The sequence below is a fragment of the Methanococcoides methylutens genome, from assembly GCF_000765475.1.
GTDB lineage: Archaea > Halobacteriota > Methanosarcinia > Methanosarcinales > Methanosarcinaceae > Methanococcoides > Methanococcoides methylutens.
In genome coordinates, this window is record NZ_JRHO01000014.1 from 424,000 (window position 1) to 441,085 (window position 17,086).

At 43.0% G+C, this 17,086-nt stretch carries 20 protein-coding genes and 1 tRNA gene; 5 read left to right on the plus strand and 16 right to left on the minus strand.

Annotated elements, in window-relative coordinates; genetic code table 11:
- Nucleotides 1-4: 4 nt before the first annotated feature.
- From LI82_RS09275 to LI82_RS09290, 4 genes are all read right to left on the minus strand, one after another.
- Nucleotides 5-79, minus strand: a tRNA-Thr gene (locus LI82_RS09275).
- A gap of 72 nt (nucleotides 80-151) precedes the next feature.
- Nucleotides 152-673 (minus strand): chorismate--pyruvate lyase family protein, encoded by a 522-nt coding sequence (locus LI82_RS09280; protein ID WP_081955806.1) that lies wholly within the window; start codon nucleotides 671-673, stop codon nucleotides 152-154.
- A 32-nt stretch (nucleotides 674-705) separates the two neighbouring features.
- The gene (locus LI82_RS09285; protein ID WP_330217378.1) at nucleotides 706-1,047 is read right to left on the minus strand and encodes a DUF5611 family protein; all 342 of its coding nucleotides are present in this window, start codon (nucleotides 1,045-1,047) and stop codon (nucleotides 706-708) included.
- A gap of 64 nt (nucleotides 1,048-1,111) precedes the next feature.
- Nucleotides 1,112-1,810, minus strand: coding sequence for a radical SAM protein (locus LI82_RS09290; protein ID WP_048195234.1), 699 nt, complete (start codon nucleotides 1,808-1,810; stop codon nucleotides 1,112-1,114).
- Between the two features lie 196 nt (nucleotides 1,811-2,006).
- Between LI82_RS09290 and LI82_RS09295 the strand changes: the two genes are divergently transcribed.
- Entirely contained in the window at nucleotides 2,007-2,303 is a 297-nt protein-coding gene (locus LI82_RS09295; protein WP_048195236.1) for a hypothetical protein, read from the plus strand.
- A 74-nt stretch (nucleotides 2,304-2,377) separates the two neighbouring features.
- On the opposite strand, the gene LI82_RS09300 is transcribed toward LI82_RS09295, so the two are convergent.
- The 9 genes from LI82_RS09300 to ala form a co-directional block, all read right to left on the minus strand.
- The gene (locus tag LI82_RS09300; RefSeq protein WP_048196210.1) at nucleotides 2,378-3,370 is read right to left on the minus strand and encodes a methanogenesis marker 2 protein; all 993 of its coding nucleotides are present in this window, start codon (nucleotides 3,368-3,370) and stop codon (nucleotides 2,378-2,380) included.
- A 43-nt stretch (nucleotides 3,371-3,413) separates the two neighbouring features.
- The gene (gene nifB / locus LI82_RS09305) at nucleotides 3,414-4,289 is read right to left on the minus strand and encodes a nitrogenase cofactor biosynthesis protein NifB (RefSeq protein WP_135607216.1); all 876 of its coding nucleotides are present in this window, start codon (nucleotides 4,287-4,289) and stop codon (nucleotides 3,414-3,416) included.
- Between the two features lie 138 nt (nucleotides 4,290-4,427).
- Nucleotides 4,428-4,778 carry a 6-carboxytetrahydropterin synthase QueD gene (queD, locus tag LI82_RS09310; RefSeq protein WP_048195240.1) on the minus strand — a complete coding sequence of 117 codons (351 nt, stop codon included), beginning with the start codon at nucleotides 4,776-4,778 and terminating at the stop codon, nucleotides 4,428-4,430.
- The gene (locus tag LI82_RS09315; protein ID WP_394297412.1) at nucleotides 4,778-5,497 is read right to left on the minus strand and encodes a 7-carboxy-7-deazaguanine synthase QueE; all 720 of its coding nucleotides are present in this window, start codon (nucleotides 5,495-5,497) and stop codon (nucleotides 4,778-4,780) included. Before LI82_RS09315 ends, queD begins: the two co-directional genes overlap by 1 nt.
- Nucleotides 5,494-6,051 carry a DUF366 family protein gene (locus tag LI82_RS09320; protein ID WP_048195242.1) on the minus strand — a complete coding sequence of 186 codons (558 nt, stop codon included), beginning with the start codon at nucleotides 6,049-6,051 and terminating at the stop codon, nucleotides 5,494-5,496. Before LI82_RS09320 ends, LI82_RS09315 begins: the two co-directional genes overlap by 4 nt.
- 20 nt (nucleotides 6,052-6,071) lie before the next feature.
- The gene (queC, locus tag LI82_RS09325) at nucleotides 6,072-6,770 is read right to left on the minus strand and encodes a 7-cyano-7-deazaguanine synthase QueC (RefSeq protein ID WP_048195245.1); all 699 of its coding nucleotides are present in this window, start codon (nucleotides 6,768-6,770) and stop codon (nucleotides 6,072-6,074) included.
- A gap of 145 nt (nucleotides 6,771-6,915) precedes the next feature.
- On the minus strand, nucleotides 6,916-7,068 hold the full coding sequence (locus LI82_RS13225; RefSeq protein ID WP_167879767.1) for a hypothetical protein: 153 nt from the start codon (nucleotides 7,066-7,068) through the stop codon (nucleotides 6,916-6,918).
- 353 nt (nucleotides 7,069-7,421) lie between these two features.
- A complete protein-coding gene (locus LI82_RS09335; protein ID WP_152567536.1) occupies nucleotides 7,422-9,131 on the minus strand; it encodes a DUF7507 domain-containing protein in 1,710 nt (569 codons plus the stop codon).
- 320 nt (nucleotides 9,132-9,451) lie between these two features.
- Nucleotides 9,452-10,432: an alanine dehydrogenase gene (gene ala, locus LI82_RS09340; protein WP_048195251.1), complete on the minus strand. Its 981-nt coding sequence runs from the start codon at nucleotides 10,430-10,432 to the stop codon at nucleotides 9,452-9,454.
- Between the two features lie 115 nt (nucleotides 10,433-10,547).
- Here ala and mptN point away from each other — a divergent pair, with 115 nt between their 5' ends.
- Genes mptN through truD form a run of 4 tightly spaced genes read left to right on the plus strand, consistent with a single transcriptional unit; the run spans nucleotide 10,548 to nucleotide 14,377 of the window.
- Nucleotides 10,548-11,477 (plus strand): tetrahydromethanopterin:alpha-L-glutamate ligase, encoded by a 930-nt coding sequence (mptN, locus tag LI82_RS09345; protein WP_048195253.1) that lies wholly within the window; start codon nucleotides 10,548-10,550, stop codon nucleotides 11,475-11,477.
- 33 nt (nucleotides 11,478-11,510) lie between these two features.
- Entirely contained in the window at nucleotides 11,511-11,858 is a 348-nt protein-coding gene (pth2, locus tag LI82_RS09350) for a peptidyl-tRNA hydrolase Pth2 (RefSeq protein WP_048195255.1), read from the plus strand.
- Between the two features lie 18 nt (nucleotides 11,859-11,876).
- Nucleotides 11,877-13,046, plus strand: coding sequence for a transglutaminase-like domain-containing protein (locus LI82_RS09355; RefSeq protein WP_052402865.1), 1,170 nt, complete (start codon nucleotides 11,877-11,879; stop codon nucleotides 13,044-13,046).
- Between the two features lie 11 nt (nucleotides 13,047-13,057).
- Complete coding sequence (gene truD / locus LI82_RS09360; protein WP_048195257.1) at nucleotides 13,058-14,377, plus strand: tRNA pseudouridine(13) synthase TruD; 1,320 nt, start codon at nucleotides 13,058-13,060, stop codon at nucleotides 14,375-14,377.
- A gap of 131 nt (nucleotides 14,378-14,508) precedes the next feature.
- Here truD and pyrG read toward each other — a convergent pair whose 3' ends face one another.
- Genes pyrG through LI82_RS09375 form a run of 3 tightly spaced genes read right to left on the minus strand, consistent with a single transcriptional unit; the run spans nucleotide 14,509 to nucleotide 17,024 of the window.
- Nucleotides 14,509-16,110 carry a glutamine hydrolyzing CTP synthase gene (gene pyrG, locus LI82_RS09365; RefSeq protein ID WP_048195258.1) on the minus strand — a complete coding sequence of 534 codons (1,602 nt, stop codon included), beginning with the start codon at nucleotides 16,108-16,110 and terminating at the stop codon, nucleotides 14,509-14,511.
- Nucleotides 16,111-16,125: 15 nt separating this feature from the next.
- Nucleotides 16,126-16,803: a DUF7524 family protein gene (locus tag LI82_RS12550; RefSeq protein ID WP_052402867.1), complete on the minus strand. Its 678-nt coding sequence runs from the start codon at nucleotides 16,801-16,803 to the stop codon at nucleotides 16,126-16,128.
- 38 nt (nucleotides 16,804-16,841) lie between these two features.
- Nucleotides 16,842-17,024 carry a methytransferase partner Trm112 gene (locus LI82_RS09375; RefSeq protein WP_048195261.1) on the minus strand — a complete coding sequence of 61 codons (183 nt, stop codon included), beginning with the start codon at nucleotides 17,022-17,024 and terminating at the stop codon, nucleotides 16,842-16,844.
- Between the last annotated feature and the right edge of the window lie 62 nt (nucleotides 17,025-17,086).

The window sequence follows — 17,086 nt, forward strand, 5'->3', positions numbered from 1 at the left end:
AGAATGGAGCCTCGGGTGGGATTTGAACCCACGACCTCGTCCTTACCAAGGACGCACTATACCCCTAAGCCACCGAGGCACCTTCAAAAATGGGGGGGTTGTGATGTGGCTTCCAGATACACAGAATCAATTATGAACCTTTCGGTCGGGTTTATAAATTCCAGCGCTCATCCACCGGAAACTTCTCATTTATCCACATGAGAGTGTTGTTGTCGTGTACTATGCGATATGACCTTGAAAGTGCTTTACTGCTGTCGAAAATCGGCTCATCTTCGGTTATTTCGATGTTGTCGAAGTCACGGCGGGTCTCGATGCCGCTGTTTCGGAGTATCTTGCCGATGGGGATATCCGCGCGCATGAGGTCCTGCCGGATGTCATCGGGCATACGCTCGATTGGGGACAGGGATAGTGCCCTGACGAAGGGCTGGTCGCCTGCAAAAAGCGTCACAAGGCGGTAGTTTACGTCAGACCCTACAGCAATATCGAGGAGGGATGCGGTTTCCTCGTCTGCTTGTACGAGATGCTGTGCTTCAGTGACCACAGAGACGTCCTTACGAGTCATAATCTCGAGGAGGAATGTTACAGACCCATCGGTACCTGCACATACCCTCAGGCACGTCGGTATGTCGAAGGACTTCAGTGCCTTAAGGAATTCCTTATTAACGAATGTCACAGATGATCAATATCCCCTGGGATCAAAAGGTCTTACTTGGATACTGCCTTCTTTGCCTGCTTAAGGCGTTCCTTAGCGGTGTAGCCGGTTGCCAGCTGAAGGAAATCCCTGAAGCGCTTGTTAGTGTCAAGGATCATCTCGTCGTCGCCGAGAGAAGCGTCAGTAACAGTATCTACCACCAGCTTCTTGCCGTCCATCCAGACTGACAGTTCTGTCATCACTCCATAAGAAACTAAAAGCTTGTCACCCTCGCGTTTGATCTCGCTTGGGAAGCATTTTCCAATTTCTTCATACATTCTTTCGATGTCCGGGGAAAAACCACGTTTTAATTTGTATTCCTGCATTGCTATCGTATTACAGATAGCTATTAACACGAATAAATATTCCGGTATGGCAAGTCATTTGAGAAGCTTTTGGTTTTGGGATATATTGATAAGATCAATCCTTCTCAAGAACCAGTTTTCCACCGACTCCCACAAGCCTGACCTTTTGCACCTTTTCAAGTAACATCTCACCAAGCTTTCTGACCTCATCCCATTGCGGAGTTGGCGTATCGTGACCCTTGAAAGGCAGGTCAAAATCAGGATTGCTCATGAACTGGTACAGCATGACCTCCGATGCATCCCCTATATCCGGCAGGATACGAGCCACAGTATCGGTATTGACGAACTCCGGAATCACCCTTATCCAGACCCTCAGCCACTTCTGCTTTGCAATGTCCAGGGATTCACGCAGCAAAGAGATGTATTTAACAGTGCGCTCCTCCGACATGCCGGTCAGTTCCATGATCGCAGGAACATCATCAAGAGGTGCCTTTATCTCGATCACAAATCCTTTGACAAAAGGAAGTGCCTTCTCAAGGACATCCGGCTTCATTCCATTGGATTTAAGCAGTATGCTCTTTCCGGCAGCATGGAGCTCTTCGATCAGGGGAAGCAGGTCCTTCTGCAGGGTTGGCTCCGCACCGCCCAGATAGACGTCCTTGCTCTCAGATCCCTTTGCAAGGTCCACAACATCCTCAATAGAATACTCTTCCTTTGGCTGCCGGATATGCACACAATATGGGCATTTCATATTGCAGCCAGCAAATTCCACACGTATCTGCCCCGTATTATCAGATAGGTTTATCAGTCTCATAATGATTCATCCTGAATTATTCTATAAAGAAATCATCATCCGGACATATAATACTTTTCTGCAATACAGAACAGGAAAGACATATTGTAACTTTTCACCCACACGTCCCCCAATTTCAAAAAAACGGCTGATAGGAAGCAGCGATTACTATATATGTAGAACGTACCATCAGTTCTGTCATACAAAGGTGATCACAATGCCAAAAATGCTGACAATTGAAGACCTCGAAAAAAGGAAAGAGAATAAAGAGCTCGAAGAGGAATTTGGAGAAGATATCGAGGAGCTTTTCGACCTTGTAATGCCTCCAGGAACACCATCATACATCATCTATGATATTGTAGAAGAATTTGGCCTTCAGCCAGTTGAAAGACATATCACCGTTAATGTTGTAGAATCTGACAAAAGAGAAGTTATTGCTCTTAGAGGCAAGCTTGATGTCGTTAAAGAGGCAGAACAGTACTTTTTCAAGGAAATGGAAGCATTCGTTGAATAATGCTGATATTTTAAAAAAAAAGAACCTGTTGAATTGATAACAGGTTCATTTCACATTTTCTGACCATATTCTGATCAAATATCTTCTGTTTCCATATCGATACCTGTAATGGTATCAGTGTTAAGATCAAAGACAACTGCCTTCTGGCCATCTGAATAAATATCTATTTCTTTGGAATCGTTGATCTCACCGATCACAGCCGCAGTAATTCCAACATCCTCAAATATCCGGATGCACTCATCACAGTTCTCCGGCTTTGCAGTTAAAATATAACCGGTTGCAGGATATATCTTAAGCCACTGCTCCAGCTCAAGGCCCTCCGGCATGGGTATCTTTGTAACATCCACAGATGCACCGACCTTGCTGGTCTCACACAGCATTCCAAGCGTTCCCACAGTTCCCGGATTACTGATATCCTTCCCTGCTGTAAGCAGCTTCTTCTCAGCGAGGGTCTGCATCACAAGGAAACGGTCGCGAACGGTCTGGTTATCCTTAAAAGATGTAGTATCCCAGCTGTAAGGGGAATTCTTGCCTACACGACCGTCCATATCATAGGCAGCTATTATAGCATCTCCCGGCCTTGCCATATCGCTTCTGACAATGCAGTCCTTCTTTGCAACACCAATGATAGCAACACCAAGTGAATTGTATGGAGTGTCAGGATGAACATGCCCCCCAACCATGGGGACACCGAACTTCTTTACTCCATCCTTGATACCACGCATCATCTCTTTGCATGCTTCTGTATCACAGGAAGACATGACATTGACCATTGCAACAGGCCTTCCACCCATTGCCGATATGTCATTGACATTCACAACTACGGATGTGTATCCTGTCCACCAGGGGCTCTCAAGCGCTATCCTTCCCCATATCGCGTCAGCAGCGAACAGTATGACCTCATCCCCGCCAGTATCGAGTACCGCGGCATCATCTCCGAAATCCACGATGGTCTCGCCATATTCGCTGCGCACTTCATCAAACATATTGACAATGTCAGCTATTGGTTTCTTGCGGGTCACACCTTCAAAGTTTCGAAGGTTTGTAGCCAGTTGTTCAATATCCAAGTATATCATCCCCCTTGTGTAGTTCAGGCAGAACAGAAGAAGATCATTCTTCATGTTCCTTCTTTTTGATAGACTCCATCTTGATAACGTTCCTGCGCTCCTCGCTCATCTGAGAGAGGTCCTTGCCCAGAAGACCATATGCATCAGACCTGCACTGGCGACAGTGGCGCATTTGCTGCACATAAGGCTCACAGATAGCCTGCACATCCTTACGCTGTTTCTCAGAAGGTGCTTCCATGTCCGCAAACTTTGCCTGACAGATAAGAGGCATGATGTTCATGATAAAGACACCAAGCTCACGCACTTTCTTTGCAACCTCTAAAATGTGGTCCTTATTGATCTCAGCTATAAGCACCGTATTGATCTTAACAACAAGTCCGGCCTCAACTGCCATCTTGATGCCTTCAAGTTGATTATGTATCAGGATCTCTGCAGCTTCCACGCCTGTGTAGGACTTTCCTTTATAAGCTATATGGTCCACGATCTTTGCCTGGATCTCAGGATCGATCGCATTAAGGGTAACAGTCAGTGTGCTGACACCAACCCTTAGAAGATCATCGATCTTATCAGGAAGTGCCAGTCCGTTTGTACTAAGGCAAAGGGTCACATCAGGGAACTCTTTCTTAATGAGTTCAAGGGTCTCAAAGGTCTCATCGTTAGCAAGAGGATCGCCAGGACCTGCTACTGCAACTACCTTAATGAAAGGATAATCCTTGAGAACATTCCTTGTCTTTTCTAATGCTTCCTGGGGAGTCAATACTTCACTTGTTACACCTGGGCGACTCTCATTGACACAATCGAACTTGCGGTCACAATAATTGCACTGTATATTGCACTTCGGAGCTACAGCCAGGTGGATACGACCATATTTGTGCTGTGCTTCTTTATTATAACAAGGATGTTCTGAGATCTTCCTCATAACATCAAGATCAACGCCATTCTCATCGTGACATTCCTCAGGGATTTTATCAGTATCAGGCAAAGTTTCTCCTCCAGAATAAATAATATGAAGTCTGCAATTCAATTAGAACCGTTATAGATATAGGTTGTGGAGAGATCACTCCAAACCATTCAGTTCACACCACTTACCATGCCCTTCCCATACCTTCACAGAAAGCGGATAACCAAGATTTTCTGAAAGGTCTGCATGAATGTGCTCACACATGTTCTCTGCACTCGGGAATTGGAGAATATCATTTAGGAGTTTGTGGTCATACTTCTTAAGGATCTCACGTACGGTCTTCTTGATCTCATAGAAATCCATGACCATTCCGTTTTCCTTTTTCTCACCCTCAAGAACGATCTCTATCTTATAGGTGTGACCATGGACGATACCACAGGTCTCATGTTCAGGCAAATAGTGTGCACTATCTATGTATTCTATTATTCCAAGTCTCATTTTTGTCATTATAAACAACCCCACATCTTATGTGTTTGAGGAATTATCAACGTATCTATTGAATCAAGCAGATCGTTCTGTAGTTTGAGCATAAAATTAATTTCAGGAGCAAAATGCTTCTGAGTAACCGGCTGAAGTACCACGCAGGACACATATCCTGAAATTGAATCAACAATATTCAATATGTCATCGACAGCTGTGTTCTTTGTAATGACCAGTTTACAGAAACACTCCCGATCCTTTGTGTTCCGTAGAGTTCGGAAGCACTCGAATGTCCTTTCGAGATGGGATTCAAAATCCTCACCTTCGAACTCATCAATAAGCTTTACGTCCCCTGAAACATAGGAAACTTTGTCACTGATCTTCTTTGCCATATCCGGAAGGGTCATATTGGACTCCAGGTAAAGTGGCCTTGAAACATCCATCTCTGCAATGAAATCTGCCTCGAGGAGAGGTTCTCCGCCTGTAAGTGATATCGAATGGACGTTCTCATAACTGTTCAGCAGCTCACTGACAGTTTCCACATCAAGAGGATTTGGCAATTCCTGGAATTCGTTCGTCCCGGGGACCTTTTCAAAGTTACAGAAAGCCGGCCTCTCAACATTCGTGTCACAATAAGAACAGTTGAGATTGCATCCGACGAACCTTACGAAAGCCTGCCTCACGCCCACATGGGGACCTTCACCCTGAACAGAGCAGAATATCTCACTGATCGGTACCTGCATCATACCACATCCAGTGGCCGGGACTTGCGAAGGTCCTTTTCGATATCTTCGAACTCGGCCACATATCTGTTCGCTATATCCCCGAGAAGTCCGACTGCCTTTGCCTCATCGAGCCCGTTATCTGTAAGATTTCCATAAAAATCATGAAAAACATTGATCCCGAAGTGGATCTTCTGAGATACCGCAGAAGTGCTTGCAATGGAGATTGTCAGCTTTTTTCCATTCACAAAAAGATCGTCTCCCTGCCTTGTTGTCGTGATACCACCATCCAGAAGTGCCTCTGCAACGATCGCAGTGAACAACCTCTGCCTTGCATAGACGAGCTTAAGATCAGTAGAGTCAAAGTGTTCTATGAGGAAATGAAGCATATCAGTAGAGTAAATGGAATCACCCATCCTCTTATCCTCAAGGTCGATCATATGCTCGAGCTTCACATCACAGCCACCTCTGAAAGCAACGATGGAGTCCTGCTGGATACCTTTCAGGTTGTATGCCCACAAAGAAGAGATCTGGCTTCCGTCATAATCCGTTTTTTCATCAAGAATAATACTTTCCATAATAAGCACCTTTATTATCTTTAAACATCCAGCCCCAGCCTTACCATAAGGGGATCCTTCAGACCAGCTTCATGGAAAGCACGTGCACGCCTTACGCAGCTTTCACATACACCGCATGGCTTATCTTCACCGTGGTAACAGCTCCAGCTCCACCCCAGTGGCGCCTCTGCCTCAATTGCTTCAAATACAATGGATTTCTTGTCCATATCGATAAGAGGTGCAAGGACCTCCACACCATTTGCAGTAGAATAGGAAAAACACCTGTCAGAAGCATCAACGAACTCTTTGGAGTTATCAGGGAATGTTTTTGCTTCCTCCCCGTTGAATCCTGCAATAACATTATCGCAATCATAGCTTTCAGCAAAGCTTGCTGCAATATTCAGGAAAACACCGTTCCTGTTAGGAACCCATACACTCTTTGCGGAATCTTCAGTAACACTCTCATTTTTCCCGGAAATATCATCGACCGATAGCTCAGGAACATCCACTTCCTCATTCACAAGGGATGTGTTCGTAATATCCTTTAACCAGTCCAGAGGGATGATCCTGTGCTCTATACCATAATGATCACAAATTGCTTTTGAATAATCGATCTCCCTCCTGACAGAGCGTTGCCCATAATCGAACGTTAGGGCAAGGACCACATCGGAGGACTTTTTTGCAATTGCAAGAGCAGATACAGAATCAAGACCACTGCTCATTAATGTTACAGATCTCATGAGGAAACTCCAAAGAAATAATAGGATATTACCCTAGTAATACCACAGTATTATTTAAAGATGGCGAAAAAGAAAAAGCAGATAAATAGATAAAACTAAAAACAAACAATTGCAAAAAATAAATTTTAAAAAATATAGAAGATCCTCAGGCCGATGCACTTTGGTTACTGCCACCTGAAGAACCTCCACCCGCGGATTCAAGACAGTGTATAGTACAGTACATGTGCTTTTTCACATGAGTGTCATATACAATGATCTCACTTCCACAATGTTCACAATATACTTTTACAAGCTCCATTTGTACCACCACGGTTTATTTTTTTCTTTGTAAAAGGAACAGAGCATTAGTCCCGAAAAACTAATACTGGAATGCAATTGTCGGGAATTCAAAGATCTCCAACATCCCATTTGATACGGTCAGAAATACAGTATAAATTCCTGTTCTTTGTTGAACATACCTAAACTCGGAAATGCTTGAGTCCTCGTTACCACCACCATTTGTACCCAATTAAGATATTGGCGATATTTGTATATAAATATATCTATAGAGAACTGTATGCTCATCATAATGATGACTTTTGAATTATAAATAAAAAAAGAAGAGAGACAGGTCATTATATCAAACCTGCCCGTCCGACACATCGTTAAAGATCAAGAATGGTCGATGTACAATTCTCCTTCATTATACATCTCCAACCAATTCTTGAGTTGGTTTCCAGAAATTTGACTACTGGTGTTGTGGTCCCATGCATCCCCTACTACAGAATTATTCGTACCTAGTGGATAAAGAACCATCCATTCATCTGCTTCTTCGATGAAATATACTGGCGTACCGTTGTCGTCATAAGGATAATATGGCACACCAATCAGGACATTCAATTTAGCTGTCACCAAGTGTCGGAACATGGTATAAGTGTGCGGCTCATTATTATCCCCATTACCACTCATATTAACAATTGCAGCAGATTTACTATAAGTTACATCACCTACAGTTACTTCTTCAATTGACCAATTATCCCAATTTGTTTCCTTTTTCCAATAACCAAGACCTTCAACCATAACATCATATTCTGAATGATCGATACCGAAGTAATAGCTTAGGTCCTCATCCATCGCTATGAACTCTCCGTAAGATGCAGTTACATTTCCAATATTGCAATACTGGCCCAGGATAACCTCTCCACTGGCATTATAAACCCAAACTTCACCTGGTTCAAATATGCCATTGTCATCCACATTAATCGGATATTCACTAACAGACGTTCTGTTGTCTGAAACGTCCTGAATAGTAAGATTTACATTTCCTGTGTTTGTCACATTATAGGTCCATTCAACCGGATAACCAAACAATAGATATGGACCTATTGGTCCATCAACGTCATGACCATCAGTGAACTTCTCGATATCAATTGATGCATTCACACCGAAGTAGTGACTCAGATCCTCATCGTGGACTAATTCATTATTATATGAAGCAGTGACGTTAGCAAAGTTCACATACTGACCTTCAGTAGCAAAACCGGATGCATTATAGACCCACACCTCACCAGGTTCAAAGACGCCATCACCATCATCACCAGAGATTGGATCTGCGCTGATAGAGGTTCTGTTATCGAACAGATCAGGAACACTAAGATTCACATTACCAGTGTTGTTAACATAATAGGTCCACTCGACAGGAGAACCTGCAAGGATAGAAAGACCAGGGGCAGTATCGCTATCATGACCATTGGTATGCTTCTCAAGGTCAATATCGGGTGAAGCTTCGAAGACAGGTTCGGTAAAACCGAAGTAGTGGCTGTAATCTTCAGCATATAACATAGTATTTCCATGGTAAGCTGTGACATTACCAATGTTAGAGTACTGACCTTCCTTGGTTATACCCGTAGCATTGTAAAGCCAGAACTCACCCGAATCAAGAACACCATTACCGTTAGCATCTCCACTTAAGTAAATTGGATCAACGGTGCTATCATTGTCTGAAACAACAACATTCTGAAGAGGCAGGTCACCGTTGTTGGCTACCTCATAAGTCCATTCGACCGTAGTTCCAGTCAGAAGCTCTAGACCGGGAGCAGTATCGCTGTCAGAACCATTCGTGGATTTCTCAATAGTGATAGACACTTTATCGTCCTCAGTATCAGTTTCTCCGCCACCAACGAAACCACTGGACCTTGCCATACTAATTCCCCCATCCTTTGAGACGACAAAAGCACCCTCCCATTCAGAGTATTTACTCTCATGTCGATCATCTGTTGGATCGGGAGCAAGTCCCGGTGAATTAGTTGAAATACTTGTGAGACCACTCATTAGCAAAGTGATCATTAGTAGGATACCTAATGGTTTAATTATTGGATGCATACCGAACCGCCACCTTTTGTATTATAGTATATAATCAGAGGTATAAAATATATCTATATATAAATATATCTATGCATCGATGTATAATAATTATCATTATGATGATTTTTGTGAATTTTAAATAATAATCAGAATAAAGCAAACCACATGCATAAAGACTGAAATCTAATTAGGAAAAAATAAAGGAATACTAATTCACAAGATCAAGATTTGAACAAATATTAAAAAACTAAAAAAGATAGAAGAATCAACACGTAAATTCCTTATGTTTTGAACTCTGAAAGGCTTTATCAAATGAGATGCGGCACGTTCTCCTGCCATTAGAACATAGACAACTTTTTGCCTACAAATCTCTCCTTTGCTGCATTGTAGACAAGAAGTGCAGTTGCAACATCTTGTATCGCAAGACCTGTAGAATCAAATAACGTTATATCTGAATCACCCAGCCTTCCGGGTTTTATCCCTGCGATAACTTCACCAAGCTCACAGCAGATATTTTCAACCTCAATAACTCCACTAGATAAAGGAACATTGACCTCCCCGGAATGCGATGCCTGAGCAATATCATCCACAAATACCCGAGATTGTACTAATATAGAAGCCTCAAGTTCTTCCTTACCTGCAGCATCAGCACCAATTGCATTAATATGAGTGCCTGGTTTGATCCACTCTCGCTTCACTATGGGTTCCCTTACAGGAGTTACAGTGACAAGGATGTCACAATCGCACACATCCTCTATTGATGAGCAGGCAGTAATAACACAGCCTGCTTTACACTCCATCTCCTGCTTAAATTGTTCAGCACGATCTCTGTGTTTACTATAGACCTTGACCTCTTCAAGATCGAAAACATTAGCTATAGCAAGTAATTGCGTTCTTGCCTGATTACCGGATCCCACAATTCCTACTACACGGGATTCCGGACGTGCAAGATGTTTTGCTGCAATGCCACCTGCTGCACCGGTTCTGATGTCTGTCAAATAAGTAGCATCCATAACAGCAAGTGGGGCACCTGTTTCAGTAGAGTTCAGGATGAAAAGTGCCATGACCGTAGGCAACCCTTTCTGACGATTATCCGGATGGACATTCACGATCTTCACACCTGCCACGTCCTGCTCTTCAAGATATGCAGGCATCGTACGCAGATCACCATTGTGACGTTCAAAATACAAATAGGATTTAGGAGGCATCTGAACTTTCTTCCTACCATGCTGTTCAAATGCTTTCTCAACAGCATCCATTGCATCAGGAATATTAAGTAAAGACCTGACATCGTTCTGGTCCAGCCATAGAACATCCAAGATTTATCACCCATTAATAGATGGATAATTGCCCGTATAAACTTTCTGGATTAGTTTAGTGCATCCAACTATATTTTGCGACATCTTGATGTACTTTTAATATTAGTTATTTATAATGAAAAAGATAGGGATCATTGTAACAGATCCTGAAGATCCGACAGCTATTGCCTTTGGAAAAGCTTGCCAAAAGAACAAGATCGGGCATCAGATCATGGACCTTCAGAAAGCAGAAGTATCAACCGGAGGTCGAACTGAGTGGCATATCGGAAAGACAGATCCGCTGCAATTCGATGCCATCGTTGTGAGAGATGTCGGTGCAGGAGCATTCGAGGGAGTGTCTTTCCGCTTCGACATACTCAGACAGCTCGAGGAAGAAGGAGTACTTGTTGTAAATTCACCCTCTGCGATCCAAAATGCTGCTAACAAATATTATGCATCCTGTCTGCTGTCCAACAGAGGACTTCCCATCCCAAGAACAAAGGTTGTCCAGGATACTGAAAGTGCAATGGAAGTACTCGAAGAAATGAAGGATGCCGTTGTAAAGCCTGTTTTTGGATATAAGGGCATGGGAATCCACAGGATAAAGAACGGTATGGACATTCCCACCAATGGAACAAAGCAGAAAAAACTTGTTCCGGAACAGATCGATCAGCTTCTGGAACAGAGAGGAATGTTATACATACAGGAATTTATCGAGAATCCGGGCAGGGATATCCGGGCATTTGTTGTTAATGGAAAACTCATCGGTGCGATATACAGGACTGCACCGGAAGGATCATGGATCAACAATATAAGCCAGGGCGGATCTGTATCACAATGCAAATTATCCACGGAACAGGAAGAGATCTGCATAAAGGCTGCCGGAGCTATCGGGGCTTTCTTTGCAGGAGTTGACCTTGTAGAAAAGAGAGATACAAGTGATAATAAAGTAGACAAGAGCCTCATATTAGAAGTCAATGGCACACCCTCGGTGGCAGGGATATATAAGGCATGGGGAATTAATGCTGCTGATGATATCATAAAGGATGTTATCAAAGAGATATAACATAATAATTCATATTTATCGGGGAACTTTCAAATGGCAGAATATAAACAGTGTATCGTGATCAGGGATGACCTTAAGCTCTCAAAAGGGAAACTTGCAGTACAGGTAGCCCACGCTGCTGTATCAGCTGCAGAATGGGCAGGACGTTCCGACCTTGAAAAATGGAAAGAGGGAGGACAAAAGAAAGTAGTATTAAGAGCAGAGAAACTTCAGGACCTCTTTGAACTTAAGGAAAAAGCAAGACGTGAAGGATTGGCTACAGCATTGATCACAGATGCAGGCCTTACCGAGATAGCACCTGGAACGGTAACTGTCCTTGGGATCGGACCGGCAAAAGCAGAAGCTATTGACAAGATCACAGGTTCCTTGAAATTGTTATAACCTTTATGAGGCAAAGCAATGGTATGTCGTCACTGCCTGTTAATAACCATAGCATATTTCCTGATAGTGATTTCAATAGGTGCATTTGCTATATCCAACATCCCAATTGATTCCCAGGACATACAAGAGCTGCCCATATACAACTATTTTACAGGCGACATGAGCAAAATTGTTGTCGATGCCGAAGAACTGACCGTTCCAAAGGTAGTTTATGAGAAAGCTGACCATGTCGAGGACAAACCTCATGCCACCTCGACCAGTTCTCCTGCATTGGAGATCGCTACTTCATACTACTACACTAATTTCTATGAGAACAGTCCCGCAACAATAGAGGTCTTTGTTGAGAACAGGGAAGACACACCTATTTTCGTTTATAGCTATGGTATCGAATTAGCTGATAAAAAATATAAGGGACAGGAAACAGGACATACTATAGAGCCTGGCGAAAAAGAAAAGATCGGGTTCATCTGCATTGATATTCCGGAGAATGCCGAATCCATAGACATGAAACTTGGATTTGGGATCCTTGCCGGAACGAGCTCTGGCCAATGGTATGATTATGGATTACAATTTTTGGAAGAGATCAGTCTTGAAGTAATGCCCATAGTTAATGAAACTACTATAGAGTACATGTCTAACGAAGAACCGTTATTCACCATCACAAATAACAAGGTGGACCCAAGAAGTGAAGAAGTCCGTGCACTTGCCTCCTCTGGTGCAATGGCATATCCGGGAGAGTACAACATATACCAGGTATGTTCACTTTTCGACCATGTGAAGAGCGAGATCAAATACATGAGCGACCCCAGAGGAGAGGATTATTGGGCTACGCCTGATGAAACACTGAAAGTCCGTGCCGGTGACTGTGACGATTCGGCCATCCTGCTTTCTTCCCTTATAGAAGCCATTGGCGGAAGTACCCGAATGTACTTTACCGACAATCATGCTTTTACAACCGTATATATAGGAAAAGATGATGAAGCAAGGAATAACATTGATGCAGTGAAAAAATACTATGAATGTGTTCCCGTTTATTATACAACCGACGAATATGGATCATGGCTGATACTGGATACAACATCCGGCCTTTATGCAGGAGACCTCCCGGCCGGAGGAATGCCAACAGATGATGCCTGGATCTTTACGAATACAGAAACAGTTAATATAATAGATATTATTCCCGACTGAAGGAGAAAAACATGTACAAAGTCCCACCTGTAGAAGAACAGATAGGAATTGAACTTTACACCAGCAATACGCCCGGCATAGGAGGAGCACTTCGAAGACAGATAGAGGATTTCGGAGTCATTGAGATCACAAATCGGGAAGAGGGAGATGAAGGAAAATACCTCATTGTTGAGCTTACCAAACATAATTGGGAAACACACCATCTGATAAGGGATATCTCAAGAATACTGGGGATCAGCCAGAAACGAATTGGTTTTGCAGGTACCAAGGATAAGAGAGCTGTTACAACGCAAAAGATAAGCATTTACGATGTCCCTGAGGAAAAGGTCGAAAAGATAAATCTCAAGGATGTTGAACTAAAAGTCCTGGGAAGATCTAACAGGAGTGTGGAGCTTGGGGACCTTACAGGAAACGAGTTCGTGATCACTGTAAGGGAGATAGATCTTGAGAAGGATGAGCTGGAAAGCAGAATGCAACAGACCACGGAATCCATAAAGGAGCAGGGGGGAGTCCCTAACTTCTTTGGGATACAGCGTTTCGGTGCATTCCGTCCCATCACCCATGTTGTCGGCGAATCCATCGTAAGAGGAGATATCGAAAAAGCAGCTATCGACTATATAGCAGCTGCCTATCCCGATGAGCCGGAAGAAACAAGAGAAGTACGGGAAATGGTCTATAAAGAACGGAATTATGTTGAAGGATTGAAAGGCTACCCTTTACAACTGAGGTATGAGCGTGCTATGATGCACCATCTGGTCACCAAACCGGAGGATTTCGCCGGAGCTATTGAGACCTTACCGATGAACATCAGGAAAATGTTCGTCCACGCATACCAGTCATACATCTACAATACCATTATTTGCCAGCGCATAAAGAAAGGTCTGCCACTTAACAAAGCTGTGGTGGGAGATATTGTCTGCTTCAAGAATAAGGCAGGACTGCCTGACAATTCCCGTATTGAAAGAGTCACCGAGGATAACATCGACGGCATGAACAATCTTGTCAAAAGGAAAAGGGCATTTGTAACAGCTCCACTTATCGGTTATGACACGAAGATCGCATCCGGGGTTCCAGGAGAGATCGAAAGAGATGTGCTGGAAAAGCTGGATGTGCCTTTTGAAGGATTTAAAGTGCCCTCCATGGAGAAGATGGGATCTAAAGGCCTTCGACGCGAGATCTTACTTGGAGTGGATCCGCAATATAGTATCAGTGAAGATGAACTGAACGCTGGAAAATACAGCGTTAAACTTGATTTTAGTCTTCCAAAGGGAAGCTACGCTACAACTGTTCTGAGAGAATACATGAAAGTGGAACCTTCAAGAATGAGCTGAGCGGATAAAGATACAAAAATAAGATCGAAGACCAAACTTAAATAAAATAAGAGATCCGATCTGAAATCAGTATAAGTAGAAATATAAGAATAGAAGTAAAAATGAAAATGAGAAAAGGAATGATCTTTTGATCAGTCCTTTCTTTCCTTGCTCTTTTTAAGCATTGCATCCATAAATGCCTTGAACGGCGGGGATGGCCTTCCAGGTCTGGACCTGAATTCCGGATGGAACTGGGATGCAAAATAGAAATCATTTGCAGGCACTTCTGCAATCTCCATCCTGTTCTTGTTCTTTCCGGAGAAGATCATACCAGATTCCTCAATACGATCAACATAGTTTGGATTGACCTCATACCTATGCCTGTGACGCTCGATAATTATGTTTTCACCATATATTTTCTCTGCAAGTGAACCTTCCCTGAGAGTGGCTTCATAGTCACCAAGGCGCATTGTTGCACCCATATCTACTATATTTTCCTGTTCAGGTAGCAAGTCTATAACAGGGTAAGGGGTAGCCTCTTCGAACTCGCTGCTGTTTGCACCTTCCAGTCCGACTACATTCCTTGCAAACTCGATCACTGCAAGCTGCATACCAAGACAGAGTCCAAGGTAAGGTATGTTGTTCTCCCTTGCAAATTTGATAGAGAGTATCTTGCCTTCAGTACCACGTTCTCCGAATCCGCCAGGGACAAGGATTCCATCAAAACCAGCCAGATCCTCAACACCTTTTGGGACATCATCAAAGGCTTCTGCGTCAAACCAGGTTATATCGAACTTGCAACCACATTCAATAGCACCGTGTTTAAGAGATTCCACAATGCTTATGTAGGAATCTTCAAGGTGAGTGTATTTTCCAACAATTGCAACCTTAACATTACCTGTCGGGTTGTTCATCCTCTGAACCATCTCTTCCCACTTTGTATCTTCCAGAGTGGACTTCAGATCAAGTTTCTTTAAAAGGAAATCACTGAGACCTTCTTTCTCCAGCTGGAGTGGGACCTCATAGATGTCCGCAGAATCGTGGGCACTGATGACCGCTTCGACCGGAACATCACAGAAAAGGGCGATCTTGGAACGGGTGCTTTCCATAAGAGCACTTTTGCACCTTGCAACTATCACATGTGGAGTGAGACCCAATTCCCTTAGCTCCTTAACAGAATGCTGTGTGGGTTTTGTTTTCTGGTCGCCCTGTGAATCCATGGGAACCAGGGTCACATGAAGGAACGCAATGTTCTCAGGAGATTCTTCCCGATACATCTGCCTCAATGCTTCAAGGAATGGCATGCTTTCGATATCACCAACAGTACCTCCTACCTCAATTAAACAGACATCTGCACCGCTCTTTGCTGCTATCCTGCGTATGCGCTCCTTGATCTCATTGGTTATGTGAGGAATGATCTGTACGGTCTTGCCAAGATATTCCCCTCTGCGCTCTTTGTTTATGACTGCCTCATAGATCTTACCGGTGGTCAGGTTGTGATCCCTTGTAAGTTCAGTATCAAGGAAACGTTCATAATTTCCAAGATCAAGATCAACTTCACCACCGTCCTTCAGGACATAGACCTCACCATGCTGATAAGGACTCATGGTACCTGCATCAATATTGATGTAAGGGTCGATCTTTATGGCGGTAACATTGTAACCTTTATTTTTTAGATTTCTGCCGACAGATGCTGTGGTGATCCCTTTCCCCAGACCACTCATAACTCCACCGGTGACGATGATATATTTCATGTGAATTCAACTACCTCATTTATTTTTAAATATTGGAAGCCGCGTTAACAGGTAAGCGATTAAAGATGTGAATACTATGGTAAAAGCTAATGCTGTATAAAAGCCGACCTCAAATCCAATTTCCATATTATTGCCTGATACCAGGCGTACAGCTATGTAGATCAGAGCTAAAATAATAATTAAAGCTGAGAACAGTACAAGATTCCGTGTGTCAAACATATGAATAAAAGACTCGGAGATGCCTGTAAATATATCTGATAAATGACTTCCGGAATTTGTCTTTTTATTTGTGGTCATAACCGGAGCAGGGGACGACAACCTTTCATCTATATCGATCAGAGCAGGAACATTGTTAGTATCCGACATTCCGATATTTATAGTGAAACTTTCTGTTTTTGAACCATACCCCACAGTTACAAAGATCATACCTTTGTTCAAAAGGCGACCGTCAAAAGGAATGCGTGCAATGACAGGTATATATTCCTCATGTGAAACATAGGGATTATCCTCCAGGAATGTAAGGTTATCCTGAAGTTCATCGCTGGCAGATAAATGTACATGGGTCGGTGAACCGTAATTTATGATCACGATCTCAAAACTGTGTTCTCCACCGGGAGATAAGGGTATATCCACTATATTGGATTCAAACTCAATGGAATTAACACCAAGACGGTTTATATGTACCTGTTGCAAGTGTGCTCAGCCTCGTTTATAGATCATTCCTTTTTATATCATTCCCTCAGCTCAGGAGGGAGCATGTTAGGGATGCCATCCTCAATAGGGAAATACTCGTTACATTTTGAGCAATAGAGTGTTCCAGAGATAATTTCCTTTTCATCTTCTTTTGAAATATTCAGGACAAGATCACCTTTACAGATAGGACATGCCAGAATATCCATGAGATCTTTCTTCATTTACGATCACCAGACAAAAAAGCATTACAATTCATATCAAGGTTTTGGTTTTCATAAAAATA